The sequence below is a fragment of the Nocardioides nanhaiensis genome (assembly GCF_039542785.1).
Classification (GTDB): domain Bacteria; phylum Actinomycetota; class Actinomycetes; order Propionibacteriales; family Nocardioidaceae; genus Nocardioides; species Nocardioides nanhaiensis.
The window spans coordinates 283,226-299,441 of record NZ_BAABIM010000001.1; the positions used below are offsets into that span (position 1 = coordinate 283,226).

A 16,216-nucleotide genomic window follows, 5' to 3' on the forward strand; every position below is an offset into this window, starting at 1 on the left:
GCCCCGCGACGCACCGCGGGAGCGCGCGATGAGGCTCCCGGGTGGTCCCCGTCGTCGCGCCGGCCTGGTGGTCCTGGTCACCGGCGCCTCCAGCGGCATCGGTGCGGCCGTCGCACGCCAGGCCGCCGGCGACCACCACCACCTGGTGCTGGTCAGCCGGGGCAAGCAGAAGCTGGGGGAGGTCGCCACGGAGTGCCTCGCGGCAGGTGCGGCCTCGGCCACCGTGCACGCGCTCGACGTCGGCGACGACGAGGCGGTGCGCCTCGGCATCGACGAGGTCGTCGCCGAGCACGGCCGGCTCGACGTGGTCGTGCACTGCGCCGGGGTGGTGACCTACGGGCGCAGCGAGGAGACCTCCGCCGAGGACTTCGCCTCGGTGGTGTCGACCAACCTGCTGGGGAGCGCCAACGTGGCGCGGCACGTGGTGCCGGTGCTGCGCCGCCAGGAGCGGGGCGACCTGGTGCTGGTGGGGTCGCTGCTCGGGCACCTCGCCGTCCCCGACATGACGCCGTACGTGGTGAGCAAGTGGGGCGTGCGGGCGCTCGCGCGCCAGCTGCGCATCGAGAACCTCGACGTGCCCGGCGTCCGGATCAGCCACGTGGCCCCCGGCAGCGTCGACACCCCCATCTACGACAACGCCATCGACTCGGCCGGCATGGTCAACACGCCTCCGCCACCCACGATCAGCCCGGAGCGCGCCGCGAGAGCAGTGCTCGCCCAGGTGGGCGGTGGTCGACTCGAGTCCCAGACGGCCTGGCTCAACTACGCCATGATCGGCGCGTTCAACCTCGCTCCGCGGGTCTGGGACCGGGCGATCGGCCCGGTCTTCCAGGCCGTCTCGAGGACGCGGGCCAGATGAGTGAACAGTCGGAGCGACTGGCGCGCGGCGAGTGGTACCTCGACGACGAGGAGCTCCAGGATCGGCGCAGACGGTGCTGGCGCCTGCTCGACAGCTACAACGCCACCGGCGCCGACGACGACGCGGAGCGCGCACGCCTCCTGACGACGATGCTGGGGTCGGTCGGCGACGGGGTCGTGGTGATGCCCCGCTTCCAGTGCAGCTACGGCAGCAACATCGACCTCGGCGAGGGCGTCTTCGTCAACCGCGGCGGCTTCCTGATGGACGACGCACCGATCCACCTGGGCGCGCACACACGGGTGGGCCCGGGGGCGCAGCTGATGACGGCGCTGCACCCGGTGGACGACCACCAGCGACGTCGTGAGGGGTGGGAGCGTGCGCTGCCCATCACGATCGGCGAGAACGTCTGGCTGGGGGCCAACGTGGTGGTCGGCGCGGGCGTCAGCATCGGGGACGACACGGTCGTCGGCGCCGGCAGCGTCGTGCTGGAGGACCTGCCCGGCCGCGTGGTGGCCGCCGGCGCACCGGCGCGCGTCGTGAGGTCGACCGCACCCGGAGGTGCCTAGGCTGATCACCATGACCGACGACCTCGAGCTCGACGACGCCGAGATGGACGCCCTGCTGGCCGAGTGGGACGAGCTGGACCAGCTCGGCGCCGAGTACCTGGCCGAGCGGGTGCCCGACGTGGGCGCCGAGCTCGCGCTGGAGGACGAGCGGTGGCTGGCGCAGGTCGCCGCGTCCATGTTTCCCAGCGAGGCGCCGGAGGAGGGCGAGATCGAGGGGATCGCGGCACTGATGGCGCTGGAGCACGTCGACTGGCTCGGTCTTGCGCTCGGTGCGTGGCGCCGCGGCGGCGGAAGCGGTCTGGACGCCCAGCAGGTGCAGGACGACATGATCGCCCTCGAGGACGTCGAGGGCGACCTGGAGGACCCCGACGGCCACCTGCAGGTGACGGAGGCGGCGCTGCTGCACGTGGCGCCACGCTGGCACGAGCTCGGCGTCCTCGACGATCAGGACCAGGTGACCGAGCGCGGCGCCTGGGGTCTGCCGCGCGCCCTGTTCCGTGCGTGGAACGGGAGCGACCGCGCGGCCTCGTAGAACTGCGGACACGACTGCAGCTGGGCGGTCCTCGCCCGCGTGGAACCGGGCCCACCGCAGGGTGAGCAGGGCAACGCGTCCCACTTCCACGGCGCACCGACGTAGCGTGGCGGAATGACGAGCGCTGCCGCCCTGGCCGACGCGGTGCGCCGCGCCACCGCCGAGACGCCCTACACCGTGGTGGACGAGACCCCCGGCGGTTTCGCCGTGCAGATCGACGTCGCCGACCAGCAGTGGTGGACGTTGCTCCACCGCAAGTCCCTGAGGAAGTCGTTCAAGCACGTGGTGGCGGTCCACGAGGCCGCCGGCACCTACACCGTGACCGACCAGAGCCTCGAGGTCGCCTGGGAGGCCGGCGCCGACGTCAGCGGTGGGCTCCCACGCCCGACGCTGCAGGGCAGTGTGTCTGCCGAGCGGGGCCTGCTGGTCGAGAAGTCGTTCCGCAAGGAGTACGGCGTCGACGACCAGGGCGAGGTGGGCGCGGTCGTCGACTACAGCTTCGACTCCCGTGAGGGCAACCGGCTCATCGACGCGCAGGCGCGGCAGCTGGGTCTGAGCAAGAAGCTGAACCCGACGGCGAAGGTCGGCCTCGTGGTCGCCGGCGCCGTGCTGCTGGGCCTGCTGGTCTCCGGGATCGTGCTCGTGGTGCTGCTGCTCGTGAACTGACCCCCGTGGCACGCCCGGTCGGTCACGACCCCCCGAGCGCCGCGGAGACCACCTCGCGCGCCTCGGCCTGCACCTGTGCCAGGTGGTCGGGGCCGCGGAAGCTCTCGGCGTAGATCTTGTAGACGTCCTCGGTGCCCGAGGGGCGGGCGGCGAACCAGGCCGACTCCGTGGTGACCTTGAGCCCGCCGATGGCGGCGCCGTTGCCGGGCGCCTCGGTGAGCTTGGCGGTGATCGGCTCGCCGGCGAGCTCCGTGGCGGCGACGGCCTCGGGGGAGAGCGCGCCCAGCCGGGCCTTCTGCTCCCGGTCGGCGGGGGCGTCGACACGCGCGTAGGCGGGGTCGCCGTGCTCGGCCACCAGGTCGGCGTAGTGCTCCGAGGGGCTGCGGCCGGTGCGGCCGCGGATCTCGGAGGCCAGCAGCGCCAGGATGATCCCGTCCTTGTCGGTGGTCCACGTGGTGCCGTCGGTGCGCAGGAACGAGGCGCCGGCCGACTCCTCGCCGCCGAAGCCGAACGAGCCGTCGAGCAACCCGGGCACGAACCACTTGAATCCCACCGGCACCTCCACCAGCGGCTTGCCCAGCCCGGCCGCCACCCGGTCGATCATCGACGACGACACGAGCGTCTTGCCGATCCGCGCGCCCTCCGGCCAGCCCGGGCGGGCACCGCCGAAGAGGTAGCCGATCGCGACGGCCAGGAAGTGGTTGGGGTTCATCAGGCCGGCGTCGGGGGTCACGATGCCGTGCCGGTCGGCGTCGGCGTCGTTGCCGGTGGCGATGTCGAAGTCGCTGCGCCGGCCGATCAGCGAGGCCATCGCGTCGGGGGAGGAGCAGTCCATCCGGATCTTGCCGTCCCAGTCCAGGGTCATGAACCGCCAGGTGGGGTCCACCAGAGGGTTGACGACGGTGAGGTCGAGCCCGTGCCGCTCGGCGATCTCGCCCCAGTAGTGCACCGCCGCGCCACCGAGCGGGTCGGCGCCGATGCGCACCCCGCCCTCGCGGACGGCGTCGAGGTCGAGCACCGCGGGCAGGTCGTCGACGTAGGTTCCGAGGAAGTCGTAGCCCTGCGCCACCGCACGCGCACGGGTGAAGGGGGTGCGACGCACGCCGTCCAGCCCGGCGAGGATCAGCTCGTTGGCGCGGGCGGCGATGAGCTTCGTGGCGTCGGAGTCCGCCGGGCCGCCGTGCGGCGGGTTGTACTTGAAGCCCCCGTCGGCAGGCGGGTTGTGCGAGGGCGTCACCACGATGCCGTCGGCCAGGCCGGACCCCGATGTCAGGTCCTTGCCGCGGTTGGCGCGCAGGATCGCGTGCGAGACGGCCGGTGTCGGGGTGTAGCCGTCGCGGTCGTCGACGAGCACGGTGACGTCGTTGGCCACCAGCACCTCGATGGCCGTGGCCCACGACGGCTCGGAGAGGGCGTGGGTGTCGCGGCCGAGGAACAGCGGCCCGTCGTAGCCCTGCGCGCGGCGGTGGTCGCAGATGGCCTGGGTGGTGGCCAGGATGTGGGCCTCGTTGAACGAGGTGCGCAACGAGCTGCCGCGGTGCCCGCTGGTGCCGAACGCCACCTGCTGGTCGGCCCACGCGTCGCCGTCGGGGTCGGGGGAGTCGGTGTAGTAGGCGGTCACGAGGTGGGCGACGTCGACCAGGTCCTCGGGGGCGGCGGGCTGTCCAGCGCGGGGGTGGGCCATGGCTGCATCATGCCGCCTGGGGCGAATCCGGGAACCCCCCTCGCGGGTGCGGACATGAGAGAGCATGGATCCGACCACGCCGACGCTCGGGAGGCCCGAGGTGGACGACGACGAGACCGTCGCGCGACTGCGCGACGGCGACCCCGACGCCCTCGCCCGGCTCTTCGACCAGCACGCCGACCGCATCTACAACTTCTGCTTCCGCCGCACCGCCTCGTGGGCGCTGGCCGAGGACGCGACCAGCTCGGTGTTCCTGGAGGTGTGGCGCATCCGCGACCGCGCCACCACCCACGACGGCCAGGTGCTGCCCTGGCTCTACGGCGTGGCCACCAACGTGTGCCGCAACGCCGCTCGCGGCCAGCGCCGCTGGACGGCGCTGCAGGCGCGCACCCCGCGCCCCGAGGCGCAGCGCGACCACGCCGAGGAGGTGGCGGGGCGCGTGGACGACGAGCGCCGGATGGTGCGGCTCGTGGCCGCCCTGCGGCAGCTCCCGGAGCGTGACCAGCAGGTGCTGAGCCTCGTGGCCTGGGACGGCCTCACCTACGAGCAGGCCGCCGCCGCGCTGGAGGTGCCCGTGGGCACCGTGCGCAGCCGGCTCTCCCGCTCCCGCCACCGACTCACCGCCCTGCTCGCCGAGGGCGACGACCACCCCACGACCACTCCGGAGGACCTCCGATGACCGACCAGACTCCCGACCCCCAGGTGCCCGGCGAGCGCCGGCTCTCCGACCAGACCCGGGCTCGGGTGCGCGCCGAGCTGCTGCACCACGCCGAGGGCCGCGAGGTGGCGGCGCCGACGGCAGCAGGCCGTCGCCGCTGGCTGCCCGCCGCCGTGGCGGCGGCCGCGGTCGCCGTCGTCGGGGTGGGCGGGACCCTGCTCGTGCAGGCGGTGGACGACGACGGCGACACCGGCGCGCCGGCCGGGCCGGCGTCGAGCGTGCCCGAAGCCCCGGAGTCCGAGGCCCCCGAGCCCTCGCCATCGGCGCCGACCACCACCGGATCGGCGTCGCAGGGGCCGGAGGCGGGGGCGTGCCTACAGCTGCCCCAGGCGCGCAAGGCGCTCGATGCGCGTGCCATCACGATCGGGCAGACCACCGTCCGCCTCTACGAGACAGAGACCATGTGGTTCGTCTGCGACGAGTGGGCCGCGCTCGACGGCGGCGACCCGACGATGTTCGCACCGCAGCGCATCGGGTCGGCCCTGACCCGGGACCACCTGCGCGTCAGCATGAACTTCTCGATGAACGAGCGAGGGGTCGGCGAGTACGTGGCCGGCGGGGCGCTGCCCGACGACTCGGTGACCGCCATCAGCTACGAGTTCCCCGACGGCCACGTGCAGGAGGCCGTGATCCAGGACGGCATGTGGGCGATGGCCTACTTCGCCACGGAGCGGCCGCTGAACGGCACCGGGCGGATGCCGACCCAGGGCGAGGCCACCGTGGCCGTCGACTACCGCGACGGCACGACCCAGGAGTTCGTGCTGGAGTACCCGCTCGACTTCTGCGCCCAGATCAACCACGGCTGCTGAGGGCGCAGGGCAGCTACCGCGGGGCGTCCTCGCCGACCAGGCCGTCGACCGACTCGCGGATCAGGTCGGCCTGGCCGGTGTGGCGGGCGTACTCCTCGACCAGGTCGAGGAGCACCCGGCGCAGCGTGTGCCGGGGCTCCTCGTCGGCCACGGCCACGGCCTGGTCCAGGCCGCCGTCGGCGAGGGCCCGCTCCACCGCCGCCTCCGAGCGGGCCACCGCGGCGAGCCACAGCCCGAGCAGCTCCTCGGGGGAGTCCTGGGCGGCGGAGCTCCACTCCCAGTCAGGGTCCTCGGAGGTGGCCAGGGGCGCCCACACCGCGGGGTACTCCTCGCCGAGGAGCTGGTGGGTGAGGTAGTGGTCCTCGATCAGCGCGAGGTGCTTGACCAGCCCCCCGAGGGTGATGCTGGACGGCGCCAGCGTGCGCCTCATCCCCTCGGCGTCGAGTCCGCTCACCTTCCACCCGAACGTGCGGCGGTTGCGGTGCAGCACGGTGAGCAGCGCCTCGACCTCGGTGGGCGCAGCCGGGAACTCGCGTGCGGGCAGCAGGACGGCGTCACTCATGGCTCGATGCTGCCACCGTCCCGCTCCTCGCGCGCGGCGCGTCGTCGCTCGTCCTGCTGGCGGCGTCGGCGCACCTCGTGGAGGGCGATGACGACCGCGACCAGCACCGGGGCCACGTACTGCAGCCAGTCGGGCGTGGAGAAGCTCGGCAGGTCGACGTCGGGCCAGGGGATCGAGGGCAGGTCGGGCCACGGGATCGAGGGCAGGCTCGGCCAGGGGATCGACGGCAGCCCCCAGTCCGGCCACGGCACCCGCACCACCACCTGCGCCAGCAGCCAGACGACGAGCAGCCCGCCGAGGACCTTCGCGACGGCGCCGCCCGCGGCGATCGCGGCGTGGCGGCGCGGGTGCTCGCGCACGCGTGCCTCGTGGCGCGCGGCCGGCGACCCGGGAGCGGGCTCGAGGTCGACGTCGGGCTCGTCGGGCACGACCAGGGTGGCGCGGCGGCCGTGACCCAGGGTGCTGAAGACGAGCTGCAGCCGGCTCGGGCCACCGGCGTCGTCCGGTGCGGTCACGGTGAACCGCTCGTCCATCCGCGAGGCCGTGGCCACCTCGCTGCCGTCCACCAGCCAGCGCACCCGGTGCACGGTGGTGCCGCGGGACTCGACGCGGTGCTCACGCCCGTGCAGGGTCAGCGACCACACCTGGTCGGGGTCGCGGTCGGGGCGGGCCATGCCTGGACGCTAGGCAGCGGCGGGGGTACCGCGCATCGGTCGCCGGTCCACGACGCCCCGACCAAAGTCAGGGCCAGCGCAGACCCACGGCCCGTTCGCTGACCTCCCAGAGCGCCCGCTGGGCCACCGGGTCCTGGGCGCGACTGCCCGCGGTCACCACCTGGGCGACGCCGGAGAGCTCGCCGAGCCCGCCGGGGCCGCAGAAGGTGCCTCCGGGCAGGTCGGCCGTGGCCGCCATCAGCGTGGGCCACGCGCCGGCCGCCGGGGACTGCGACACCGCGCGGATGGCGCCGTCGAGCACGCTGGCGACACCGCCCGAGGCTCGCCCGTACTGCCCGTTGGCCGCCAGGTGCGTGCCGGCGAAGCCCGGGTGGGCTGCGGTGGCGCGCACCGGCGCGCCGGACTCGCGCAGGCGCCGCTCCAGCTCGAAGGTGAACAGCAGGTTGGCCAGCTTGCTCTGCGCATAGGCGTTCCACTTCTGGTACCGCCCGGGCACGCGGGGGTCTCCCAGCGGCGCGCTGCGCGCCGTCCGGTGGAACAGGGAGCTCACGGTCACGACGCGGGAGTCGATGCCGGTGGCCTCCGCGCCGGCGACGAGCCTCGGCAGCAGTAGCCCGGTGAGCAGGAAGGGACCGAGGTGGTTGGTGGCCAGCTGCAGCTCGAACCCGTCCCGGGTCCGCCGCAGCGGGGTGCCCATCACGCCGGCGTTGTTGACGAGCAGGTGCAGCGGCCCGAGCGTGCCGGCGTGCTCGGCGGCGTGTCGCACCGACTCCAGCGAGGCGAGGTCGAGCTCCAGCCGCTCGAGCTGCGCGCCGGGGACCTCGTGGCGGATCACGTGCGCGGCGTCGTCGAGCTTGGCCGTGGTGCGCCCGGCGAGCACCACGCGCGCGCCGGCGCGAGCGAGCTCGAGCGCGGTGTGGAAGCCGATCCCGCCGACCGAGGGACCGGTCACCAGGGCGGTGCGGCCGGCGAGGTCGGGCAGCGGACTCCTCGTCCAGGGACCGGCGCCGGACATCAGGGTGTGGTGGCCATGACGCCGAGCAGTCGCTCGCCGAGCGCCGTGTCGCCGGTGACCTCCACGGCGCCGGTCGCGGCCGGACGCCGCCCCCCGGCCAGCACGAGGAACGTCTCCCGGTCCGTGACGAGCTCCACCGAGGGGGTCGAGGGCAGCTGGTCGAGCCGACGCCCGCGGCCGTTCTCGTCGACGGCGAACGCCATCGGCTCGCTGCCCTCGACCCGCAGCACCGCGGTGGTGCCCGCGGGTGCCTGAGCCTTCTTGGCCAGCACGTAGCCGAAGGACTCCATCAGGTAGTCGGTGGTGTGCTGGGCGGCCGGCGTGTCCAGACCCCCGGGCCTGCCGACGGCGCGACGCACGTCCTGCTCGTGCATCCACACGTCGAGGGGCCGGTTGCGCAGCAGCGTCTCCCAGCTCCACGGCACGCCGCCGAAGATCACCGCGGGCCTGGCGGAGGCGTCGGTGGGCGGGTCGGCCTGCAGCGCGGTGCGGCGCGCGGCGGCGGCGGTGCGGATCTCGGCGACGATCGCCTCGGGTGCCGTCTCGCGCCGGTTGATGACGCCGATCTCGGTGTAGGCGCCCATGAACCCCGTGATGTGCGGCAGCTCGGGCACCTCGGCGGTCTCCTCGGGCGCGCCGGCCAGGATGCCCTCGAGGTGGGCGGTGTGCGCGGCGACGGCGCGCACGTCCCAGCCGGCGAGGTCGGTCGGCGTCGACCACTGCTCCTGCGGCAGCTCCTCCAGCAGGGCGGTGAAGGACTCGATCGCCTGCCACCACACCTCCACGTACCCGGCGAGTCGCTCCTGGTCGCTCATGGCCGTGAGGTTAGCGAAGCGGCTCACCCGCGGGCGAGCATGACCGCGATGGCCAGCATGGTGACGCCGATCAGGACGTCCAGGACCTGCCAGGCGCGGGGGCTGGCCAGGCGTCGGTGGGCGAGCCGGGCGCCGTAGCCCAGGGCGGTGAACCAGAGCAGGCTGGCCGCGCAGGCGCCGGCAGCGAACCACCAGCGGCCCTGCGATCCGTGGGTGCTGGCGATCGAGCCGAGCAGCAGCACCGTGTCGAGGTAGACGTGCGGGTTCAACCAGGTCAGCGCCACGGCACTCCCGACGGCGGCGCGACGGCTCGGGGCGCCTGCCCGCGCGGCCTCCAGCGTGTCGGCCGGTCGCCGGGCCCGCAGCAGCGAGCGCACGCCGTAGACGGTCAGGAACGCGACGCCGAGCCAGCGCACGACCTCCACCAGCCATCCCGCGCGCTCGACGATCGTGCCGATGCCGGCCACGCCGGCCAGGATCAGCAGCAGGTCGGAGACCGCGCACACCGCGACGACCACACCCACGTGCTGACGGGCCAGGCCCTGGCGCAGCACGAAGGCGTTCTGGGCGCCGATGGCCACGATGAGGGAGAGCCCGGTGGCCAGGCCGGCCGCGGTGGAGGTGAGCACGGTCCGACGCTAGGCGGCCGCCCGGGCGTAGGCCAGCGAATGATTCTGCGGATGCCGTAGCTGCGCTAATGTCCCGTCATGGTGACCCGGGGCGAGGTGCCGCCCGCCCAGCTCGAGGCGCTGGTGGCGGTGGTGGAGCTCGGCACCTTCGAGGCCGCGGCGCGCCGCCTGCACGTGACGCCGAGCGCCGTCAGCCAGCGGATACGCGCGCTCGAGGCAGCCGCGGGGCAGGTGCTGGTGCAGCGGGCCTCGCCGTGCCGGGCCACGCCCGCCGGCGAGGTGCTGCTGCGGCTGGCCCGCCAGGTGCGGCTGCTCACCTCGGAGGTCGCGCACGAGCTCGCGGCCACCACGGTCCTGGACCTGTCGGTCGCCCTCAACGCCGACACGCTCGCCACCTGGTGGCAGCCGGTGCTGGCCGAGGTGGCCGCGTGGGGCGACGTCGCGCTGCGCCTGCACGTGGAGGACCAGGCGTGGTCCGCGGACCTGCTGCGCCGCGGCGAGGTGCTCGCCGCCGTCACCTCCGACCCCGGCCCGGTGCAGGGCTGCCGGGTCGAGCGGCTCGGGGTGCTGCGCTACACCCCGGCGGCCACGCCGGCCTTCGCGGAGCGATGGCGGCGCGGTCGTAGGCTGGACTGGGCGGCGATGCCGGTGGTGGTGTTCAACGAGAAGGACGCCCTGCAGCACGACGTGCTGGCCGCGCACGACGTCGGCCTGCCCCCGGTTGTGCACCGGGTGCCCACCTCGCACGACTTCCTCGCCGCGGTGCGCGCCGGGCTGGGGTGGGGCACGCTGCCCGAGCCGCAGCTGGCGCCCGAGGTCGAGGCCGGCCGCCTGGTGGCGCTCACCCCGCGCCGGCACGCCGACGTCGAGCTGCACTGGCAGCGGTGGCGGTTGGACTCCCCGTTGCTGGAGCGGCTCGGCGACGCCGTCCACGCCGCCGCCCGCGCCGGCCTGCGCCCCTGACGCTGCCGAGACGACGACGGCCGCCCCGGTGCCGGGGCGGCCGTCGTGTGGAGCAGGAGCGTCAGGCGATCAGAACGCGGACTCGTCGAGGTCCATCACCGAGAGGTCGGTGGCCTGGGCGATCGCCAGCTCGGCGGAGATGCGCGGCAGGTTGGTCTGCGCGAAGAACTGCGCGGCCGCGACCTTGCCCTCGTAGAAGGCGCGGTCCTTGCCGGGCTCGCCACCCAGCTTCTCCAGGGCGACCTCGGCCTGACGCAGCAGCAGCCAGCCGCACACGACGTCGCCGAGCGCCATCAGCAGGCGGCTGGTGTTGAGACCCACCTTGTAGATGTTGCGGATCTCGTCCTGCGCCGACATCAGGTCGTTGATCATCAGGCCGACCATGGCGTTGGCGTCCTCGAGCGCCTGGGCGAGCAGCCCGCGCTCCACCTTGAGCCGGCCGTTGCCGCCCTCGGCGTCGAGGAACTTCTGGATCTCGCCCGCGAGGTGGCCCAGCGCCTTGCCCTGGTCCTTGACGATCTTGCGGAAGAAGAAGTCCTGGCCCTGGATCGCGGTGGTGCCCTCGTAGAGGGTGTCGATCTTGGCGTCGCGCACGTACTGCTCGAGCGGGTACTCCTGCAGGAAGCCGGAGCCGCCGAGGGTCTGCAGCGACTCGGTGCCGAGCAGCACCCACGAGCGCTCCGAGCCGTAGCCCTTGACGATGGGCAGCAGCAGGTCGTTGACCGCGGCGGCCAGCTTGGCCTCCTCGGTGTCGGTGGTGCCCGCGTGCTCGGCCAGGTAGACCGTGTCCTGGTAGGAGGCGGTGTAGAGCACCAGCGCGCGCATCGCCTCGGCGAAGGCCTTCTGCGTCATCAGCGAGCGGCGCACGTCGGGGTGGTGGGTGATGGTGACGCGCGGGGCGGTCTTGTCGGCCGCCTGGCTCAGGTCGGAGCCCTGCACGCGCTCCTTGGCGTACTCCAGCGCGTTGAGGTAGCCGGTGGAGAGCGTGGCGATCGCCTTGGTGCCCACCATCATCCGGGCGTTCTCGATGACCTGGAACATCTGCGCGATGCCGTTGTGCACCTCGCCCAGCAGCCAGCCCTTGGCCGGCTCGCCGCCACCCACGGAGGGGTCGCCGAAGGTGAGCTCGCAGGTGTTGGACACCTTGATGCCCATCTTGTGCTCGACGTTGGTGACGTAGACGCCGTTGCGCTCGCCGGTGAGCTCGCCGGTCTCGTGGTCGAAGTGGTACTTCGGCACCAGGAACAGGCTCAGGCCCTTGGTGCCCGGGCCGCCGGCGCCCTCGACGCCCACGGGGCGAGCGAGGGTCAGGTGCATGATGTTGTCCTGCAGGTCGGACTCGGCCGAGGTGATGAAGCGCTTGACACCCTCGATGTTCCAGGAGCCGTCCTCGTTCGGGGTGGCCTTGCTGCGGCCCGCGCCGACGTCGGAGCCGGCGTCGGGCTCGGTGAGCACCATCGTGGCGCCCCAGTTCTTCTCGACCATGATCTGGGCGATGCGCTGGTCGCGCTCGTTGCCGTTGCGGTCGACGACCGAGGCGAACGAGGGGCCGGCGGCGTACATCCAGATGGGGGCGTTGGCGCCGAGCACCATCTCGCCGAGGGCCCAGTTCAGGGTCGGGGGCGCGGGGGTGCCGCCGATCGACTCGGGGATCTGCAGACGCCAGTACTCCGAGGCCATGTAGGCGTCGTAGCTCTTCTTGAACGACGCCGGCACGGGCGCCAGGTTCGTGGCCGGGTCGAAGACCGGCGGGTTGCGGTCGCCGTCGACGTAGGACTCCGCGAGGTCCTCGCGGGCCAGGCGCTCGACCTCGCCCAGGATGGCGCGGGCGGTCTCGCCGTCGACCTCGGCGAAGGGTCCGGTGCCGAGGATGGAGTCGATGCCCAGCACCTCGAAGAGGTTGAACTCGATGTCGCGCAGGTTGCTCTTGTAGTGGCTCATGGCCCCACCGTTCCGTGTCGGTCACCCGGCGGTTACCGGGCGGTGCTACTTGGGAGTAACTTCATGGTACGAGGTGGTCGGCAGGGCTCGCAAGAAGACGCAGACTCCTAGCTCACCCGAGTCGGTCGATCTATCTGACAGACTGGACCCATGCGAGTCTCCGCCAAGTCCGACTACGCGCTCCGGGCGCTGATCGAGATGGCGGGCCGCGTCGACGGCAAGGCCGTGAGCGCCGAGGAGCTGGGCCGCCTGCAGGACATCCCGCACGGCTTCCTCCAGGCGATCCTGGCCGACCTGCGCCGCGCCGGCCTGGTGATGTCGCAGCGCGGCCAGTCCGGCGGGTGGCGGATGGGGCGCCCCGCCGACACGATCTCCGTGGCCGACGTCATCCGCTCGGTCGACGGTCCGCTGGTCTCGGTCTACGGCCTGCGGCCCGAGTCGGTGCAGTACAACGAGTCCGCCGACGTGCTCCAGCACGTGTGGATCGCGGCACGCCGCGCCCTGCGCGAGGTGTTCGAGCAGGTCTCCATCCAGCAGCTCGCCGACGGCCAGCTGCCGGCCCAGGTCAGCGAGCTGACCGCCGACGAGGACGCCTGGCAGCCGCACTGATCCTGCGGTGAGCGGTGGAGGCGTCAGGCGGCGTCGGCGGCCTGACGGCGCTTGAGGCGTCGACGGCGCCGCTCGGTCTCGGCCAGCTTCAGCTCGAGGGTCTCGTTGCGGCGCGCCAGACGGGCGACGACGGCGAGTGCCTCGCCGAGCGTGGTCGGCGTCGGCTGGGCCAGGCCGGCCACCGAGAGCGACGCGGTGCCGAAGCCCACGAGCGCTCCGAAGCGGCGCCAGACCTCGGCGCGGTCGGCGGCGTCCACCTCGAGCACGTGCACCCGCTCGGGCTTCTTGACTGCGCGACCCCAGCGCTCCCGCAGCTCGGCCAGCGTGTCCGGGTCGGCGTCGGGGCCGGCGACCAGCACCACGTGCACCTTGGTGCCGGCCAGGGTGTCGACCAGCAGGTCGATCTGCTCCGGCGTGGCGTCGTGCAGCAGCGGCTGGCTCAGCACGGCGGTGTCGAGGCCCTTGAGCTTGTGGATCCGGCGGCAGATGCCGGCCCACGCACCCTCGACCTCGCGGCGCTTGTAGCCCCAGGCCTTGTGGGTGCGGGTGATCTCGACGGCCGCGCGGAACATCTCGTCCGCGTTCTCGACCGGCACCCGCACGCCCAGGGAGGCCAGGGCGTGGGTGTGCTCGAGCAGGGCGGCCTCGAGGAAGTCGCCCGGACCCCCCGAGACGCCGACGTGCAGGTAGACCTTGCGCTTGGTGGCCATGCGGCCAGGGTGCGGGCGGCTCGTGACAGGTCGGTGAACGACGGTCGAACCCGGCGCGGCGCCCGGCTGAGGACTGCGCGCCGGTGTGGGGTGTGACGTAGACGCCGTCCGACGCGTCGAGAGGGGTGTACCAACACCCAGGAGTGAGATGACCACCACCCGCCAGACCCGCGCGCAGCGTCGCGAGGAGGAGTTCGAGCAGCTGGCACTCGCGGTGACGCCGCGGCTGCTGCGCTCGGCGCGCCTGCTCTGCGGCGACGCACACGGTGCCGAGGACCTCGTCCAGGAGACGCTGGCCAAGCTCTACGTGCGCCAGCGCTCCACCCTCCTGCCGCGGCTGGAGAACCCCGCCGCGTACGCGCAGACGGTGCTGACCCGCACCTTCCTCTCCGCACGACGCCGGCGCAGCAGCACCGAGCTGCCGCTCGGCGAGCTGCCCGACCGGCTCGAGCCGTGGGGGGTGGCTGCGCCCGCGGCTCCCGAGGACCGGCTGGCCCTGCAGGCGGCGCTGGCGGAGCTCGCGCCGGGCGACCGGGCGGTGCTGGTGCTGCGCTACCTCGAGGAGCTGAGCGTGGAGGAGACGGCCGACCGGGTGGGCTGCACCGCCGGGGCGGTGCGGACCCGGTGCTCGCGAGCACTCGGGCGGCTGCGCGTGGTGGTGGAACGGTCACTCGTCGAGACGGAGGAGCAGCGATGAACGAGCACGAGGTGGACCTGGACGAGCAGCGGACCGGAGCCCGGCTGGGCACCCTGCTGCGGGAGGCGGGCCCGGGTGTCGACGAGGTCGAGACGGTCGCGCTGGTCCGCGCCGGCACCGCGCGCGGCCGCAGGCTGCGCCGACGTCGGCAGGGGGCCGCCGCCCTGGCCGCGGCCGCCGTGGTGGGAGTCGTCGGCGCTGTGGGGCTGACCGGGGCGCTGGGCACCGGAGCGGAGCCCGTGCAGGCGCCTGCCACGCAGGGCCGCGAGGCCGCGCCCGAGCTCCCTCCCGAGCCCGAGGAGGCACCGCCGGCGCGGTGGCGGCCCGTGGAGGCGACCGAGCTGGCGGGGGCTGTCGAGTCGGCGCTCGGCGGCCAGGTGCGGACCGTCGCGACGGAGGACGTGGGCTGGCCGATCGCCGACCTGACCTGGAACGGCTTCGCGATGCGGGTCTACGTGCGTGCGGCGGTCACGGAGGGCGACGGCGCCGCCCGCTGCGCGGTGGAGGGCAGCGGCCCCTGCCGCCCCGTGGACGAGGGGGCCGTCGACGCCCTGACGTGGACGGGCCCGGCCGAGGAGGGCGGCGTGACCGGTCGCAGCGTCACCGTGTTCGACGACCGTGGGTGGGACGTCGGGATCCTCGTGTTCAACGCAGCCGACAGCAAGGCGGGCCCGCTGCTGGCCGACCAGCCGCCCCTGACGGTGCGCGAGCTGACCCGCGCGATCCTGACCGGGGACGGCTGGTTCGAGGCTCAGCGACGCGGGTAGCTGCGCGCCTTCAGCTCGGGGGCGGGGCGGAACTGGGTGACGACGCCCGGGTGGTCGGTGTGCAGGCGGTGCATGACGTGCCACCCGTCGATGCGGTAGGCGGCGTCCTTCTCCGACATCACGTAGTCGATGCGCCAGCCGGACTTGTAGCCGGCCGCGCTGTACTGGTTCTCCAGGCCCAGCGGCCGGGTGAGCTTGCCCTTGACCAGCTTGCCGGTGGTGTCCTTGCTCTCGGTGACGTTGCAGTCGCACAGCGCCACGAACTGCTGCTCCTCGGGAGTGCGGCGGGCGAGCTCGCGCACGCTGGCCGCCATCCGGTAGAAGGCGCCGAGGCGCTGCGGCTCGCCGTAGTTGGGGCCGCCGGTGTTCCGGTTGTGGATCAGGTTCGGCATGTGGAAGCTGATCGCGCGCACGACCTGGCCGGTGCGGCGGTGCTCGAGCACCGTGACGACGCCGTACTGGTCGACGGCGGTCTGCCCGGAGTTGCGTGCCCAGGTGCGGCCGGTGAGCAGCCGCGGCCAGGAGCTCTTGGCCTTCCAGACGCGCTTGTCGAAGGCGATCGGGTTGTCGTCGGTGCCGTCGCGCTTGACCGGCATCCGCAGCGCCCAGTGGTCGGGCAGCGCGGCGCGCATCTGGCGGCGGGTGTCGCGGCGCTCCTGGAACCCGATGATGCTCGGCTGGCGCTGCTTGATCATCTTGCGCACGTCGCCGCGCAGCTGCCCGGCCGAGAGGTTGTTGTGCAGGTTCAGCGTGGCGATGCGGAACCCGTCGTCTGCCTTGCGCTTCTTCTCCGCGGGCGCCACCGGAGCGCTGGCGGCTGCCGCGGGGGCTGCCGCGGCCTGCTCCGGCACTGCCTGCACCGCGACCGGCGCGAGGAGGCCGGCGCCCAGCGCGAGGGCGGCGATCGAGCGCCCCCAGGGGCGCTGGGTGGTCGTGCGGACGGGCGGGGTGGTGCTGTTCGGCGTCGGCATCGGTGGAAGACCCTGCCAAGGTCGGTGCG

Annotated in this window: 19 protein-coding genes; 10 read left to right on the forward strand and 9 right to left on the reverse strand. The window is 73.5% G+C overall.

The window, feature by feature from the left end:
- Window positions 1-28 precede the first annotated feature (28 nt).
- From ABD948_RS01290 to ABD948_RS01305, 4 genes are all read left to right on the forward strand, one after another.
- On the forward strand, window positions 29-859 hold the full coding sequence (locus ABD948_RS01290) for an SDR family NAD(P)-dependent oxidoreductase (RefSeq protein WP_345262234.1): 831 nt from the start codon (window positions 29-31) through the stop codon (window positions 857-859).
- Window positions 856-1,425, forward strand: a complete 570-nt coding sequence (locus tag ABD948_RS01295; protein ID WP_345262235.1) for a sugar O-acetyltransferase — start codon at window positions 856-858, stop codon at window positions 1,423-1,425. The genes ABD948_RS01290 and ABD948_RS01295 overlap by 4 nt, the downstream gene beginning before the upstream one ends.
- A gap of 10 nt (window positions 1,426-1,435) precedes the next feature.
- A complete protein-coding gene (locus tag ABD948_RS01300) occupies window positions 1,436-1,957 on the forward strand; it encodes a hypothetical protein (protein ID WP_345262236.1) in 522 nt (173 codons plus the stop codon).
- 114 nt (window positions 1,958-2,071) lie between these two features.
- A complete protein-coding gene (locus ABD948_RS01305) occupies window positions 2,072-2,623 on the forward strand; it encodes a hypothetical protein (protein ID WP_345262237.1) in 552 nt (183 codons plus the stop codon).
- A 22-nt stretch (window positions 2,624-2,645) separates the two neighbouring features.
- Here ABD948_RS01305 and pgm read toward each other — a convergent pair whose 3' ends face one another.
- Window positions 2,646-4,307, reverse strand: coding sequence for a phosphoglucomutase (alpha-D-glucose-1,6-bisphosphate-dependent) (pgm, locus tag ABD948_RS01310; RefSeq protein ID WP_345262238.1), 1,662 nt, complete (start codon window positions 4,305-4,307; stop codon window positions 2,646-2,648).
- Window positions 4,308-4,371: 64 nt separating this feature from the next.
- Between pgm and ABD948_RS01315 the strand changes: the two genes are divergently transcribed.
- Window positions 4,372-4,986, forward strand: coding sequence for an RNA polymerase sigma factor (locus ABD948_RS01315; protein ID WP_345262239.1), 615 nt, complete (start codon window positions 4,372-4,374; stop codon window positions 4,984-4,986).
- The gene (locus ABD948_RS01320) at window positions 4,983-5,834 is read left to right on the forward strand and encodes a hypothetical protein (protein WP_345262240.1); all 852 of its coding nucleotides are present in this window, start codon (window positions 4,983-4,985) and stop codon (window positions 5,832-5,834) included. Before ABD948_RS01315 ends, ABD948_RS01320 begins: the two co-directional genes overlap by 4 nt.
- A 13-nt stretch (window positions 5,835-5,847) precedes the next feature.
- On the opposite strand, the gene ABD948_RS01325 is transcribed toward ABD948_RS01320, so the two are convergent.
- From ABD948_RS01325 to ABD948_RS01345, 5 genes are all read right to left on the reverse strand, one after another.
- Window positions 5,848-6,396: a mycothiol transferase gene (locus tag ABD948_RS01325; RefSeq protein WP_345262241.1), complete on the reverse strand. Its 549-nt coding sequence runs from the start codon at window positions 6,394-6,396 to the stop codon at window positions 5,848-5,850.
- Complete coding sequence (locus ABD948_RS01330) at window positions 6,393-7,070, reverse strand: hypothetical protein (protein WP_345262242.1); 678 nt, start codon at window positions 7,068-7,070, stop codon at window positions 6,393-6,395. Before ABD948_RS01330 ends, ABD948_RS01325 begins: the two co-directional genes overlap by 4 nt.
- A gap of 67 nt (window positions 7,071-7,137) precedes the next feature.
- Entirely contained in the window at window positions 7,138-8,085 is a 948-nt protein-coding gene (locus ABD948_RS01335) for an oxidoreductase (RefSeq protein ID WP_345262243.1), read from the reverse strand.
- Complete coding sequence (locus tag ABD948_RS01340) at window positions 8,085-8,900, reverse strand: maleylpyruvate isomerase family mycothiol-dependent enzyme (protein ID WP_345262244.1); 816 nt, start codon at window positions 8,898-8,900, stop codon at window positions 8,085-8,087. Before ABD948_RS01340 ends, ABD948_RS01335 begins: the two co-directional genes overlap by 1 nt.
- Window positions 8,901-8,923: 23 nt before the next feature.
- Window positions 8,924-9,529, reverse strand: a complete 606-nt coding sequence (locus ABD948_RS01345; RefSeq protein WP_345262245.1) for a LysE/ArgO family amino acid transporter — start codon at window positions 9,527-9,529, stop codon at window positions 8,924-8,926.
- A 78-nt stretch (window positions 9,530-9,607) separates the two neighbouring features.
- On the opposite strand from ABD948_RS01345, the gene ABD948_RS01350 reads away from it, so the two are divergent.
- Window positions 9,608-10,492: a LysR family transcriptional regulator ArgP gene (locus ABD948_RS01350; RefSeq protein WP_345262246.1), complete on the forward strand. Its 885-nt coding sequence runs from the start codon at window positions 9,608-9,610 to the stop codon at window positions 10,490-10,492.
- A gap of 69 nt (window positions 10,493-10,561) precedes the next feature.
- Here the strand turns inward: ABD948_RS01350 and ABD948_RS01355 are convergent, their stop codons facing one another.
- Complete coding sequence (locus ABD948_RS01355; protein ID WP_345262247.1) at window positions 10,562-12,433, reverse strand: acyl-CoA dehydrogenase; 1,872 nt, start codon at window positions 12,431-12,433, stop codon at window positions 10,562-10,564.
- 150 nt (window positions 12,434-12,583) lie between these two features.
- Between ABD948_RS01355 and ABD948_RS01360 the strand changes: the two genes are divergently transcribed.
- Complete coding sequence (locus ABD948_RS01360) at window positions 12,584-13,042, forward strand: RrF2 family transcriptional regulator (RefSeq protein WP_345262248.1); 459 nt, start codon at window positions 12,584-12,586, stop codon at window positions 13,040-13,042.
- Window positions 13,043-13,065: 23 nt separating this feature from the next.
- Here the strand turns inward: ABD948_RS01360 and ABD948_RS01365 are convergent, their stop codons facing one another.
- Window positions 13,066-13,752: a hypothetical protein gene (locus ABD948_RS01365; RefSeq protein ID WP_345262249.1), complete on the reverse strand. Its 687-nt coding sequence runs from the start codon at window positions 13,750-13,752 to the stop codon at window positions 13,066-13,068.
- A 148-nt stretch (window positions 13,753-13,900) separates the two neighbouring features.
- On the opposite strand from ABD948_RS01365, the gene ABD948_RS01370 reads away from it, so the two are divergent.
- Window positions 13,901-14,449: a sigma-70 family RNA polymerase sigma factor gene (locus ABD948_RS01370; protein ID WP_345262250.1), complete on the forward strand. Its 549-nt coding sequence runs from the start codon at window positions 13,901-13,903 to the stop codon at window positions 14,447-14,449.
- Window positions 14,446-15,216 (forward strand): hypothetical protein, encoded by a 771-nt coding sequence (locus ABD948_RS01375; protein WP_345262251.1) that lies wholly within the window; start codon window positions 14,446-14,448, stop codon window positions 15,214-15,216. Before ABD948_RS01370 ends, ABD948_RS01375 begins: the two co-directional genes overlap by 4 nt.
- On the opposite strand, the gene ABD948_RS01380 is transcribed toward ABD948_RS01375, so the two are convergent.
- Window positions 15,201-16,187 carry an exonuclease/endonuclease/phosphatase family protein gene (locus ABD948_RS01380; protein ID WP_345262252.1) on the reverse strand — a complete coding sequence of 329 codons (987 nt, stop codon included), beginning with the start codon at window positions 16,185-16,187 and terminating at the stop codon, window positions 15,201-15,203. The two genes, ABD948_RS01375 and ABD948_RS01380, sit on opposite strands and share 16 nt — an antisense overlap.
- Window positions 16,188-16,216 lie beyond the last annotated feature (29 nt).